The organism is Echinicola sp. 20G, from assembly GCF_015533855.1.
Classification (GTDB): domain Bacteria; phylum Bacteroidota; class Bacteroidia; order Cytophagales; family Cyclobacteriaceae; genus Echinicola.
Genome location: NZ_AP024154.1, coordinates 2,505,203 through 2,519,378 on the forward strand (window position 1 = coordinate 2,505,203; position 14,176 = coordinate 2,519,378).

The 14,176-nt window shown below is 38.7% G+C and carries 9 protein-coding genes; all 9 read left to right on the top strand.

Going from position 1 to position 14,176, the window contains the following annotated elements; genetic code table 11:
* Positions 1-11: 11 nt before the first annotated feature.
* Positions 12-1,505: a PKD-like family lipoprotein gene (locus JL001_RS10550; RefSeq protein ID WP_200976047.1), complete on the top strand. Its 1,494-nt coding sequence runs from the start codon at positions 12-14 to the stop codon at positions 1,503-1,505.
* 192 nt (positions 1,506-1,697) lie between these two features.
* Positions 1,698-2,903: a thioredoxin fold domain-containing protein gene (locus tag JL001_RS10555; RefSeq protein WP_200976048.1), complete on the top strand. Its 1,206-nt coding sequence runs from the start codon at positions 1,698-1,700 to the stop codon at positions 2,901-2,903.
* Positions 2,900-4,417: a retropepsin-like aspartic protease gene (locus tag JL001_RS10560; protein ID WP_200976049.1), complete on the top strand. Its 1,518-nt coding sequence runs from the start codon at positions 2,900-2,902 to the stop codon at positions 4,415-4,417. Before JL001_RS10555 ends, JL001_RS10560 begins: the two co-directional genes overlap by 4 nt.
* Before the next feature lie 31 nt (positions 4,418-4,448).
* Positions 4,449-5,837: a TlpA disulfide reductase family protein gene (locus JL001_RS10565; protein WP_200976050.1), complete on the top strand. Its 1,389-nt coding sequence runs from the start codon at positions 4,449-4,451 to the stop codon at positions 5,835-5,837.
* A gap of 641 nt (positions 5,838-6,478) precedes the next feature.
* Positions 6,479-7,033 (top strand): RNA polymerase sigma factor, encoded by a 555-nt coding sequence (locus tag JL001_RS10570; RefSeq protein WP_200976051.1) that lies wholly within the window; start codon positions 6,479-6,481, stop codon positions 7,031-7,033.
* Between the two features lie 269 nt (positions 7,034-7,302).
* A complete protein-coding gene (locus JL001_RS10575) occupies positions 7,303-8,463 on the top strand; it encodes a FecR family protein (RefSeq protein ID WP_200976052.1) in 1,161 nt (386 codons plus the stop codon).
* A 75-nt stretch (positions 8,464-8,538) separates the two neighbouring features.
* Positions 8,539-11,937, top strand: coding sequence for a SusC/RagA family TonB-linked outer membrane protein (locus tag JL001_RS10580; protein ID WP_200976053.1), 3,399 nt, complete (start codon positions 8,539-8,541; stop codon positions 11,935-11,937).
* A gap of 12 nt (positions 11,938-11,949) precedes the next feature.
* The gene (locus tag JL001_RS10585) at positions 11,950-13,404 is read left to right on the top strand and encodes a RagB/SusD family nutrient uptake outer membrane protein (RefSeq protein ID WP_200976054.1); all 1,455 of its coding nucleotides are present in this window, start codon (positions 11,950-11,952) and stop codon (positions 13,402-13,404) included.
* A gap of 13 nt (positions 13,405-13,417) precedes the next feature.
* Positions 13,418-14,173: a DUF4843 domain-containing protein gene (locus tag JL001_RS10590; protein ID WP_200976055.1), complete on the top strand. Its 756-nt coding sequence runs from the start codon at positions 13,418-13,420 to the stop codon at positions 14,171-14,173.
* Positions 14,174-14,176: the final 3 nt, after the last annotated feature.

Consider the following 14,176-nt stretch of genomic DNA (forward strand, 5'->3'; position numbering starts at 1 on the left):
CTAAAATAATTATGAAAAAGATATTAATATATATATTCCTAGGGCTACTACCAGTTGCGCTACCAGCGTGTATGGAGGACTTGGGTAGCTATGATTACACAGAAATCAATGAAATAGATTTTGAGGGTATAGATAGTAGTTATGTAGCATACCAAGGAGAGCAGTTTAAGATAGAACCAAATCTTATTTTTACCAAAGACGAATCCGATAACCCGGATAATTACGAATATGAGTGGTTCCTTCACTTACCGGGAGCTCTGCCAGGCGATAAAGAAAAATTTCTTAGTGACCAAAGAATTTTGGATATTCCTCTTTCAGTAGCGCCTGGAGTGTATCAAGGTTATTACAGGGTTAAGGATTTAACTACTGGGGTGAAGTTTGCCACCAAATTTGACATAGAAGTGGTCAGCTCAGTTTATGAAGGTTGGATGGTAATGAGCGACATAAATGGTCAACCAAGGTTGGACATGGCCAGTCGGATTGAGGAAGATTACAAGGTGATTCCGGATGTTTTATCATATACAGGCTCTCCACTTAATTTGGAAGGTGATCCTGGATTGGTTTTCTGCTATAGTTTTGACCCGAGACAATATGGAATTTACGTCAGCAGTGGAGCAACAGGAACTACCAAAATTGACCCGGATACTTTTGGATGGTCAGAAGATTTAAGATTGACTTATGAAGCAACGGGTTCTTTTGCAGAAGATTGGAAGGCTGACCGTATTTATGATAGAGGTTCTAACTCCTCCTTATTGGTTAGCGGTGGCAATGTGTATTATTATTACAGAACTTATGGGATAAGCTACGGGGTTCCTATTAATATGGTCAGCGGCGAAGCAGCCCCATATACACCTTCACCATATATCAGTGTGAATCCATTGTTTATAGTTGATCAGTCTATTTTATTTGATGAGGATAACAAGCGCTTTTTAAGACACACCGGTGTCAATAGCGAAGAGTCCCATTTAATGCCTGAAGGAACTTTGTTCGATTATAATATTGGGATGGATTTGAAGTATATGGGGTATTCCGAATACAACGGAGGAGAAGCGTTTGCAGTCCTTAGCGATAATAGCCAATTCCATATTGCTAGAATTACCCAAACTAGGAATAACATTAAGCAAGTATATTTTGAGCCAGTAAGTGTTCCTGGTTTTGACCAAGCAGATAACTTTACCGTTCATCCGGATTTTGGATACCTTTTCTTTAACATCGGTCCAAAAGTGTATGAATATGATTTATCCACTAAAGTAGCCCATGAGATGCTGGACTATGGTGATAAAGAAATAACCCATCTTGAATTTTATAATTTGGCATTTCCAAGAACACATACTGAAGATTATGAAAGACAGCTGATGGTGGCCACAAATGATTCCTCATTGCCTGCTGAAAGTTCAGGAAAGCTGGAGTTTTATAACGTGCCTCCGGTAAACGGTCAGATTACCTTGGATAGTGAGTTGGAAGGCTTCGGTAAAATTGTGAGTGTTTCATATAGGGAAAGGTAATATCCTAACACAAAAGTATCCTCCCCAATTTTTTGGTTTGGCATTTTCTTCATCGATGATGTCTTGGGGAGGAGCTTTTATACACTTAATGAATTAACTAAAAAAACAACTTTGCTTTTAGGGTGAAATAATAGGCTTTATGAGCCTTCCCAGGAAGCGTAGACCCTTTTAAGAATAGAAAACCCAATTATTATGAAAAAAATTAGTTTAGCGTTAATGGCCCTTTTTCTGTTCCTATCCTCAGGATATGCTCAGGATCCATTTTTCCATGGAAGTTGGAAGGAAGTACTTAAGGAAGCCGAAGAGCAAAATAAACTCATATTCGTGGATCTTTACTTTGAAGGTTGCATGCCCTGTGATAAGATGGCGAAAGAGGTCTTTCCTCACCCTGAAGTAAGTAAAATCTTGGAAGCTGATTTTATCAGTTTTAAGTCAGACGTCTTCAAAGAGGAGGATGGGGCTTTGTTGAGTAGAAAGTTTGCTGCTAAAGGCTTTCCATCTTTTATTTTCCTGAATCATGAAGGGAAGGTGATTGAAACGGCAACAGGTTACTTAAATGTAAAAGGGTTGGCGGATACATTAAAAGAAATGATTGACAGGGCAGCAAAAGAAGACTTTACGGCATTTAGCCCTAGTCTCGAGCTGGATTATCCTACTTTTTATTCGGAGTTTTTTATCAGCCAAAACCGCAAATTGAATAGGGAAGAGATCAAGCAATATATGGATTCCCAAACTGACTGGAGCCAGGAGGTTCCTTTTATGGTGTTGAGCACCTTTGCAAGAGGAGGGGAGTATGATCAATATTATTGGACACATGGCGAAGCATTGGTGGACAAGTTTGGCTATGGCTTGGTGAGCAAAAGGATGTACGAAATAGCCCAATCGCAAATCAAACAGTTTGGTGCTGCCAAGCAAATTAAACGAGCTCAAGGGACTATTGGGATAATTAAGGATTTTTTAAATGAAAAGGATGCAAATCGATTTACCCCATTTTTGTTGGACAGGTATTATAAAGAAGACCCTCAGCACCTTTGGTACCTTCAGGAATACCGGAAATTGAATATTGATAATGCAGATCAGGTTTTTAACGTCATCAGTGGGGTATTGCAGCACCTTCCAAAGGATGAAGAAACCCTCAAATTACTCAAAGATTGGTATGAAGAGAAAGTAATGTCAGCTCAACCTGATGCTGATCAACTATATAATTATGCATTGATATTGGCCCTTATGGATGAAGAAGGTGGGGCTAAATCAGAATTGGAGAAGATCCAAATAGAAGAAAACAATACTGATCTGACAACAAAGGATGTAGAATTATTGGCTGAAGTAATCTCAAGTGGAAACACGGAAGGTTACCAACCCAAGCAACTTGTAAAAGCAATCCCATTACTGCAATGATAATTATTAACAAAAGGATAAAATGGGGCTTGACGGTTCTTCTTGTGGGCCTTAGTGTATTCTCCTCTTTTGCGCAAACTAAAAAGCATCTTGAGGAAGCGGTAGGAGCTTTTGAAAAGGCCATGATATCGCGAGACGTAGAGGCTGTAAAGAAACTGTTAGCTCCAGATTTTATGATTGGAGTTTATGATGGTCAAGAAATGCAGTACTTATTGGATGGGATTGTAAAGCGTTATTCAGCGATAGAAGCCATTACTTATCAAGGCAAAAAGAATCATAGGAAGCTGGTGCTGACCAAGGTAAATATTCAACTTGAGAAAGGAGAAGAAATCACCACCAATCTGGCTTTTAACAAAGATGCACAGCTTTCTTATGTCGATCTTTTTGATGGTTTTTATGATTTGGATCGATATTCTGATCATGGCCTCGTGGCCACCATACCTTTTGAAATGGAAAACAACAAGATCATTATTAAGGCCAAAATGAATGATTGTCAGGAAACCTTGAAATTGATTTTCGATACGGGGGCAGATGGAATGGCTTTGAGCCCCAAGGTGGCAGAAATGGTGGGAGTAAAAAATATCAGAGACCATAAGACCGCCGTGGTGGGAGGAAGTACCAAGGTGAAGTTTTCAAGTGGGAATACTGTTCATCTTACCGAAAAACTGTCTTTATCTAATCAGAACTTGGTGATATTTCAAGGTATGGAGGATAAAGTAGATGGTCTAATTGGCGGTGGGGTCTTGCGAAAGTTTACCACCAAGTTTGATTTTGACAAGGGAGAGATTGAATTGTATGATTTTAATTCTTTTGAGCCCAGCCCAGAGGCAGCAGTATTTAATGTTGATTTCGGTTCCGGTGTTCCGGAGATACCCATCAAATATTATTTATCTAATAAGAAAGAAGAACTTACAGCAGAAATGGTCTTTGATACGGGCGCTGGATATAGCATGATATTTTTTGGTCCTTATGTCGGGCAAGAAAAATTAACAGAGGGGTTTGAGGCAGCGTTTCATTCCACCAACTATAGTATGGGAATGGCGACTCCTATCCAAATTGGTTACATGGATTACGCACGTATTGGTGATCAAAAAATTGAGAATGTCCTAGTATCATTACAGCAGTATGATCCTCAAAACAAGGATTGGATTACCAGCTCGGGTTCTTTCGGAATAGAACTGATCAAGAAGTTTCATGTGACGATTGATCGCTTACATAAGAAAATCTATTTGGAGCCGAATGAGTCTTTTTCAAAACCTACGGAATTCGTCATAGCAGGAATGGTCTTACATTTTAATGATCAAGAGGAATTGGAGATCAAGCAGGTGATTCAAGGTTCTGCTGCCAGTAGGGAAGGATTAAGACCTGGTGGAAAAATCATGATGATTGGTGATTTTACATCCGACGATCTTTTAGAAAATGGACTTAACGAACTCTTGAACATAGAACAAAGCAGTATTACAGTCAGGGTTCTTGCTGGGGAGCAAGCGATGCAGTTAGAATTAGAAATATAGAATTACATTATAATCATAAAATAATTTAATCATGAAAACAATTTTCAAAGTACTGTTGGTAGTAATGGTACTTATTCACTCGGATTTGATGGCCACTGGGATAGATGGCTATGCTATCATCAGTGGAAGAGTAGCTTTTGAATCTCCATTTAAAGAGCTGAAACTCCAACAAGCGATAGATGGTGAGTTGGTGACTGTAGCAACTAGCACGGTCAATGAAAATGGTGAGTTTGCATTTATGTATCCAGTATCAGAGGCTGCTTTTTATCATATTGAAATAGCACCAAAACGATTCGGGCATATGCTTCGGTTTTATTTGGAAAGCGGAGTGGAGTTAAAGGTAACCATTGAGGAAGACAGCTATGAGTTACGAGGAGAGGACTTAGGCCATAATGAAGTAGTGACAGAATGGAATAGAACGGTCGAAAAGATGCTAGATGTTAATAGAATTGGTTCAAGAAAGACCTATGAGGATTTTTTTCCATTGTTAGAAAACGAGCTAATTGAAGATGCTCATGAGTTTAAAGAAGGAATAGACACAGGAGATGAGCAATTTGATGAATTGATGAAGTTGTCTGTCCAAACAGATTTAGAAGAACAGGCATTTGCCTTTTTTAGATTTCCAAAGTCTATCCATGCAGGACCGGAGGATTATCCCATCTTTTATCAGCAATGGGAGAAAGAGGTGAAATTCACGGATGCTAACCTCTTAAAATTGTGGAATGGAAAATCCTATATGGATAATTATTTCATGACTTATCATTTGTTTTTGGCTGATCCAAAACCAGTAGGGCCTAAACCACTAGCTGAAGTAATTCCAACCTTTGATGATCCTGCTTTGTTGGATGTCTATTTAAGAGATTATTTTTCTACCAGGAGATTCAAAGGAGGAGAATACCAAAAAGCAATGGCTTTGGCCAAACCTTATATGATTTCTCCGGAAAGCAAAGCTTTGATCGTTGAGTTGGAAAAGAAATATTTTACCGAAGAGGGTCAGCCAGGTTTTAAATTTGAGTATGAGGATGTGGAAGGTAATGCAGTGGCGTTTGATTCCTTTAAAGGAAAAATTGTTTACTTGGATATTTGGGCTACTTGGTGCGGGCCATGCATTCAGCAAATTCCTCATTTGAAAAAATTGGAAGAGGAGCTTCATGGAGAAGATATAGTGTTTTTGAGCGTATCCATCGATGCTTTGAAGGATAAGCAAAAGTGGAAGGATTTTGTGAAAGAAAAAGACCTAAAAGGGGTGCAGCTCATGGCTGACAAAGCTTGGCAGTCTGGCTTGGTGAAGAATTATGAAATAAAAGGGATTCCAAGATTTATGATTTTTGACAAAGAAGGGAATATCGTCACCACGGATGCCATGAGACCATCACAGCCAGCGCTTAAAGAGCAGCTTATCGAATTGTTAAAGAAATAAAAGGATACAAGGCAGCATGCTTGAAGGTGTCTATTCTTTATGAGGGAACAGAATTCATATAGAGTATAATTTTAAAATTATTTTAAATTTTGTTACCCCATTTTGACGCCGTGTAGTATACATATTGAATAGTTGGTTTACCAACTGATCTGAAAAGCCATGATTTTTGGCAAATATCAGATAACCTTTTACAGAGATGTGAGTTATGATGCGTAAGCCTGACTTGTTATTTAAAGAGTTAGGGTGAATATTAAAATGAAATATCAAAGAAAATAAATGCGGTTTATACAACTAAATAAGCGTGGTTTAATGGATCACGCTTATTTGCATTATTAAATGCTTTTAGTGATAGTAATGATTATTAACTTTTTTTACGTGAGAAAATACAACTTTAGTCCGTTAAGCCTAATATCTTGTTGTTTTTTGTTAATTATAAAATTATTTATAAAGTCAAAATAATGAAGTATTGTATTGATAATGCAATATTTTTTGTTTTAATAATTAAGTAATCAATTAGTTTTTTTCGAAAAAAATCAGATTTCAAACTTGGTTTGAAATACGTTCGGTTTTATTTATCTCTTTTTTGTCTTAATTTTCAAGGCTGTAATCACTTGTAATATCCTTGAACTTCAATCGGTTAATTGAGATCAGCCTATAGAGATAGTGGGTTAATAGAAAAGCTTAGGAAAGGAAATGTAGAAGCTTATAGGACTTTCTTTAATGAGTTCTATGATAGCTTATGCCTTTTTGCTAATAAATATCTTCAGGATTTTGATAATGCGGAGGACATAGTACAAGAGGTCTTTATTACAGTATGGGATTACAGAAAAGACATTCAATCCTACCCATCTCTAAAAAGTTTCTTGTATACAGTCACAAAAAACAAATGCCTAAATTTTTTGAAAAATGATGCAAAGAAAAATAATTTAATAAATGGGGTAGAACTGTTTACTGAAATGTTTTACGATGCTCATGTTGTAGAGGAAGAAACTTACCGCTTATTGGAAAAGGGAATAAAGGAACTTCCAGATCAATCGAGAAAGATTATTGAGCTTCATTTGGATGGTTTAAAGAACCAAGAGATTGCAGATGAACTGAATGTTTCCATCAATACGGTGAAAACATTGAAAAAAAATGCTTACAAAAACCTCAGGGAGATTATGGGTTTATTGGCCATGGCATTAATGGAGATTTAAACAGGTTTAATTGGAATAAAATTCTGTTTATTACTTCTTTATGTGTCTTTTATTCCTTATTATGATTATATTTTTATTAAATCAAAATTTAGTTTTATGCTGTTTTTTTAGTGTTTTGATGTGTTTTATGGGATGAATTGATCTTTTTCTTAATAAAATTAACAGTTTGGTAAAATTTTTTTAAAAATACATTCACCCACTTTTTATGTATTTGGTTTTATATAGGACAGAAGGTCTAAAAGACTGAGCTGCAAAATCCAAATTAAAAGATGAAACCGATCAATTATCTATTTGATATTTCAAGACTACTGGTCAAGAAAAAACTGAAAGGAGAAGATTCACTGGATCAGGGTGAATTGGAAATGCTTCACGCGTGGAGGGAGGAATCTGCCATGAATGATGAGGTGATATCCACTTTAGATACCAGAAGTAGGGAAGAAATCAACAGACGCTCAAAAACTGGTCTTGATAAAGAAAAAGCATGGAGAAATGTGGAAGCCCGAATCAAACCCAAAGGAAATGCAAGCGTATGGATGAGCTTAAAATGGGCAGCAGTGATACTGTTTCCTTTAGCAATAGGAGTGGTTTTATATGGACAGTTTCAAAATGTTAATGAAAATGCCCCATTGTTACCTGGAGAAAGTAGAGCCCTACTGACGCTTAGTGATGGAAGTCAGGTGGTTTTAGAAGAGGCTGTTGGAATGGAGATTATAGGTGGAACAGGAGAAAAAGTGAGATTAGCCCAGGATGAATTGATTTATGAAGGAGAAGACCAGAGCGATCATTTAGAAATTTATAATACTATTGAGACTAGGGTAGGGAATGAATATAAGCTCCGACTTTCAGATGGAACCAAGGTTTTCTTAAATGCCCAGTCCAAATTGGTCTTTCCTGTAGCTTTTACTGGCGAAACCAGGTCAGTAAAGTTAGAAGGGGAAGGGTATTTTGAAGTTACTCCCGATAAAGACCGCCCTTTTTATGTAGAAGTGGAAGGGATGAGAGTTCAGGTTTTGGGGACTTCATTCAATGTAAAAGCTTATACCGACGAATCAGTTACTGAAACTGTTTTGGTAGAGGGAAAAGTGAAATTGCTCAATGGTACTTCTCAAGAGACCCTGCTCAGTCCTGATGAGAAAGCAGTTTTGAACAAAAGATCCAAAGAAATAGCAGTAAGTGAAATTGATGCTGTGAGTGCTACGGCTTGGATTAATGGGAAATATTACTTCAATAATGCTCGTCTTGAAGACATTATGACAGATTTGGCAAGGTGGTATGACTTTGAAACCAAATACAGTAGTCAAGAGCTGCGGGAAGTTAGGTTTGAAGGATGGATCAACCGATATGAGGAATTGGATCCTATACTCAGAATAATTGAAATCACTAACAAAATAAAAATAGAACGTAATGGTAAAGAACTAATTATCAGTTAAAAAAAGAGGGCGTTGATTGCTGCAACAATCTCCACCCTCAAGTCAAATATTTGTTTAATATTCCACTAACAATTTATGAAGAAAAATTTAAAGGATTATCCCTTAAAAGGGGATTTATGGCCAAAAGTTATGAAGTTAACCGCTATTCTAACCTTGGTGTTTTGTGTCAACGTATCTGCAGCAGTGAATTCACAGGTGCTTAAAGACGTTCATTTCAAAAATATTGAGCTCAGATCTCTGATCAAAGAGATAGAAAAAAGAACCAGTTACCAGTTCTTTTACAGCCCAGAGGATGTAGATGCCATCAAAGGGTTGAAGGTAGATGAAAAGTCCATCTCAGTAGAAGCACTACTGAATAAACAATTAAAAACAACAGAATTAACCTTTGAAATAGTAGATGAAACAATTGTACTCAAACCAAAAGTAACCACTAACAAAAGCAATAAAAATTTACAAGTATCTGCAGGTCCGGTAAAGTTGGATAGGGAGATGGAGGAAGTAACCGGTGTCGTCAAGGACGAAACAGGGCAGCCTTTACCTGGTGTGATTGTACAACTTAAAGGGTCAACCCAAGCCAATATTACAGATATCGAAGGAAAGTATAGGGTGCTGGTTCCCGATGAGGAGACTGTGTTGATATTTAGGATTCTGGGATATGAAACCCAAGAAATTGTGGTTGGGAATCAAACCAAAATCAATGTCTCCATGAAAGTAAGTGTAACTGGACTGGATGAAGTTGTGGTGACTGGAGTTGTGGAGCGTAAGAAAGATAGCTTTACAGGTGCTGCAGCCACTTTCGATACAGATGACTTAAAGCAAGTTTCCAACGGAAACGCCATTACAGCGATTAGATCATTGGATCCATCCATTGCTGTATTGGAAAATAATGAATTAGGCTCTAACCCTAACGTACTTCCCAATATTGAGGTTAGGGGGAAAACCAGTATTTCTACCTCGGACTTGAGAGACGAATTTGGTTCTGATCCAAACCAACCTCTATTTGTACTGGATGGTTTTGAAACTACACTAAGAACCATTGTGGATTTGGATGTCAATAGAATCAAATCCATTACGATCTTGAAAGATGCGGCATCTACAGCACTTTATGGTTCCAATGCAGCCAATGGCGTGGTGGTGGTAGAAACCAAAAAACCAGAAGTGGGGAAAATATTACTCTCTTATACAGGTGACTTTAGAGTGGATATGCCAGATCTGAGTGATTACAATATGATGAATGCCGCTGAAAAACTAGAGTTTGAGCGACTTTCAGGAAGGTATCGTCCCTTCGATAATGGTGGTACACCTGATCCAGTAAAGCAACTGGAACTGGATAAACTCTACAGCACACGCTTGGCGGAAGTAAGAAGAGGAGTGGATACTTATTGGTTATCTGAGCCTGTGCAAACTGGTTTTACCAATTCACATACCCTATATGCAGATGGTGGTACGGATGAGTTGCGCTTTGGCGTATCTGCCAACTACCGAAATGTGCAAGGGGTGATGAAAGGTTCAGGCCGCGAAACTTGGCAGGGAGCGGTGGATTTGGTTTACAGAAAAGGAAAGTTCAATATCAGTAACAAATTATTTGTTAATGGATCATTGGCCAAAGAATCACCTTATGGTAACTTTTCAACCTTCGTAAATGCAAACCCTTATTTTAGGAAGTACAATGAAGATGGGGGAGTGGACAAGTACCTAGAAGATGGCAATGTACAGGGATATTCTCGTGGGGTAGTAGCTAACCCGTTGTACAATGCGCTTTTGGATAATCAGTATGATGAAACCAGGACTTTTAATGTTCAGAATAATATCCAATTAAGGTATAATATTACCCCAAGTTTTAGATTGCAGGCGATGGGTCAACTCTCAGGAGGTAAAAATGAGTCAGAGGTGTTCGTTAGTCCATTAAATACCCAATTTGATAACACGGACTTTTTGGAAAAAGGAAGGTATGACAATAGCCAAAACTCTTCTTTTACTTATAGAGGAAACGTCATGGCCATATATTCCAAGGTACGTGGAAAGCACAGTATCACTGCTAATGGTCGAATGGAAATTCAAAATCAAAGCAATGAGAGAAAGTCATTTACAGCAGTAGGCTTCCCAATTGGAGCAGTAGGTAACCCTGCCTTCGCGTTTTCTTATCTTCCCAACTCAAACCCTTCCGCTGCATACCGTGACTTTAGAAGGGTGAATGGATTAGCCAGTGTCAACTATTCCTATGATCAGCGCTTTTTATTCGATGCTACCTATAGAATAGATGGTTCAACAACATTTGGTAGAAACAATCCATATTCCCCATTCTGGGCGGTAGGAGCTGGTTGGAATCTGCACAATGAGCCTTCCTTGAAGCAAAATTCAAAAGTGAGTACTTTGAGACTGAGGGGAAATATTGGGGTTACCGGTAACCAAAGCTTTGGAAACATCACTTCTGTTTCGGTCTATAACTTCGACGAAGAGAGAAATATTTTTGGCCAAGGTATATACCTTTCTACTTTGGGTAATCCTGATTTGGAGTGGCAAAGAACTCAAAATATCAGTGTAGGGATCGACTTTGGTTTGTTTAACAACAAACTTTCAGGATATGTAAATGCTTATCAAAAAATCACGGATCCTTTGATTGTGGTGATTGATCAACCAGCTTCAACCGGAATTACAGGTATCCCAATGAATATTGGTAAAATGGATGCCAAAGGGATTGAAACCAATATTCGTTATTCTCCAATTTTCAGACCTAGTGAAAGAGTGGTTTGGACCATTGGCTGGATGGGCAGTTTTACGAATCAAAAGTACGCCGAGTTTGATAACAAACTGGAGAGCTTAAACAATGAAGAATTAGAAAGCAATAGTTTTTTAAGGTACCGAGATGGCTATAGCCCTACAGACATTTGGGCAGTACCATCTTTAGGGATAGATCCAGCTACTGGGAAGGAAGTTTTCCTTAAACAAAATGGAGAAAGTACTTTTGAATATGACCCAGCTGACATTGTTAGAGTAGGTAATACAAGACCATTTTCTCAAGGAGTTATCAGTACTAATGTTTCTTACAAAGGCTGGCTGTTGAATGTGTACATGAGGTACAAAATAGGTGCGGATGTATTTAATAATGCTTTATACTCCAAAGTGGAAAATATCTCAAGCAGTGGGATCTTGTTAAACCAAGACAGACGTGCACTTACGGAGAGATGGAGGCAGCCTGGTGATATCAGCCAGTTTAAAAGCATCAGCTTGACTTCTACATCTCCAATGTCTTCTAGGTTTGTACAGGAAGAAAACAGCTTAAGTGGAGAGTCCATTTCTGTAGGATACCAGTGGAATGCCAATAGTCATTTTCTAAAAAGTATGGGACTTAGCCGATTGCGGGTCAATGCCATTATGAATGACATTTTTAGACTGTCTACAGTTCAGGTGGAGCGTGGAACTTCGTACCCATTTGCCAGAACAGTTTCATTCTCGTTAAACGCAACATTCTAAATTGGACACAAGATGAAAAAAGGAATCATAAAATATATAGTAGGGGTTTGTGCAGTGTGGATGACCAGTTCATGTGATGATTATCTGGATGTACAGCCCATGGACAAATTTTTGGAGAGCCAGGTATTTTCAACTCAAGTCGGAGTACAAAATGCTTTGAACGGCATCTATCTGGAACTGAACAATAACCGTGCTTATGGAGAGGACCTTACTTTGGGTGCTATAGAGGCATTAGCACAGCGGTACAACCAACCGAATAGTGACCAACCCTTGTATTCGTACCAAAACTATTTGTACGATGAGCAGCCCGTGATGACCAAGTTTGAAAGCATCTGGACCAGGGCCTATGTGAACATCTTGAATATCAATGCGCTTCTGGATGGCCTGGAGAAGTATCCGGGTGTTTTGCCCCAGGATGAAGAAAATCTGGTCAAGGGAGAAAGCTATGCCTTGAGGGCATTCCTTCACTTTGACATGCTGCGGATCTTTGGAGGTGTACCGGGGGAAAGCATGGATGCGTACCAGTTGCCCTATTACGATGCAGTGGAAAAGGAAGCTGTCCCGCTGATTGCCGGGAGTTTGTTTATGGACAAAGTGTTGGCTGACCTTGAGATGGCGGGGGATTACCTTTCCGGAGATCCAATCGTTGAAAACGGGACGATGCTTTCGGAATCACCGGATGGGGAAATCAACTTTTTCAGGTACAGGAACTTCAGGATGAACCTTTATGCGGTGAAGGCACTCCAGGCAAGGGCATATCAGTATGCCGGTAATGATCAGGCAGCCCTGGAATCAGCTGAATGGGTGATCGAAAATGCAAGCCAGTGGTTCCCATGGACAGATCCTTTGGCTGTATTGTCCACTCCTGATGCCCCTGATATGGTGTTCTCTTCTGAGATTCTTTTCGGGACCTATAACATGAACCTTTACGGCAGGTTCAATAGCCTGTTCAACAGTAGTTTACAGGAGAACAAAATTTTGTATGCTAGGCCAAGGAGACTTGACCAGACCTTTGAGACCAATGAAAATGATTACCGCTTCAATTCTTCATGGGTATTGGGCAGCAACCATTCCTTCAAGACATTCAACAAGTACAATGAGCCAGGTCAGATCAATAACTCAACAGCAAGCTTTAAATATGTATTGGGATTGATCAGGATGTCAGAGATGTATTATATAGCAGCGGAGTCCTTGGCGGACACTGATCCAGGGAAAGCACTGGGTTACTTGAATACGGTAAGGTACAACAGGGGCTTGCAGGACCTGAACGAAGGTGTGGATATCCAGGACGAGATCCTGAAGGAGTACAGGAAGGAGTTCTTCGGAGAAGGCCAGTTGTTCTTTTATTACAAAAGACATAATGTCAGCTCCATTCCAAACGGCTCATCGAATACGGCCAACAAGACGATGGACGAGAGCACCTATGTGGTTCCTTTGCCACTATCAGAATTAGAGTTTAGAAACTAGAAACCTGACAAGAATGAAAAAGTTAATTCAAAATATATATCTATTATTGGCCATTGTGGCTTGCTGGAGCTGTGTGGAGGATGAGTTAGATACTTTTCAGAATGAGGACAGTATTTACTTCTCCATGTCCACAGAAGGTACATCTGTTAACCCGGATACTGATAGCCTATTTTATTCTGTAGGTTTAGTCCCTCAAACTTTCACTGATACTATAATCAGTATTCCAGTTAAGGTTTTAGGGTTAGTTAAGGATCAGGAAAGAAGTTTTACAGTAGAGTTAAGTCAAGGAACGACTGCTCAAGAAGGAGTGGACTTTGAGTTTGTCAATGACCATGTGATCCCAGCAGGTGAAGTTTCTTCTAATATCGATATAAGGTTGATTAAAACTGAAGAAATAGCGGAAGATACAGTAGTACTTAAATTAAAACTACTTTCGGACGATCATTTTAAAACAGAAATGACCACCTATATAGATCGATATGGTGAAGCCCAATTGAGCCATGTGGATCTTGATATTTATTTAACGGGAGTGATTCAAGAACCTCAATATTGGTTTGAACCGTACTTGGGTAAATTCTCAGCCAAGAAGTTTTTCTTGATGGTGGATGTATTAGGTTTTGATCCACTGATTTATACGGGTAATGTATCTCTATCTCAAAATCAATATTTTGGAATTGCTATGAAAAGGTACCTGGATGAACAGAAAGCTTTGGGCAATACCATTTATGATGAGGATGGTACTGAAATGGAAATGGGTGTCTATATCTAAAAG

Bases quoted from the DNA above. Each gene is read 5' to 3' on its own strand.
- JL001_RS10580 (WP_200976053.1), top strand. From the start codon at position 8,539: ATGAAGAAAAATTTAAAGGATTATCCCTTAAAAGGGGATTTATGGCCA.
- JL001_RS10575 (WP_200976052.1), top strand. From the start codon at position 7,303: ATGAAACCGATCAATTATCTATTTGATATTTCAAGACTACTGGTCAAG.
- JL001_RS10560 (WP_200976049.1), top strand. From the start codon at position 2,900: ATGATAATTATTAACAAAAGGATAAAATGGGGCTTGACGGTTCTTCTT.
- JL001_RS10565 (WP_200976050.1), top strand. From the start codon at position 4,449: ATGAAAACAATTTTCAAAGTACTGTTGGTAGTAATGGTACTTATTCAC.
- JL001_RS10555 (WP_200976048.1), top strand. From the start codon at position 1,698: ATGAAAAAAATTAGTTTAGCGTTAATGGCCCTTTTTCTGTTCCTATCC.
- JL001_RS10585 (WP_200976054.1), top strand. From the start codon at position 11,950: ATGAAAAAAGGAATCATAAAATATATAGTAGGGGTTTGTGCAGTGTGG.
- JL001_RS10550 (WP_200976047.1), top strand. From the start codon at position 12: ATGAAAAAGATATTAATATATATATTCCTAGGGCTACTACCAGTTGCG.
- JL001_RS10590 (WP_200976055.1), top strand. From the start codon at position 13,418: ATGAAAAAGTTAATTCAAAATATATATCTATTATTGGCCATTGTGGCT.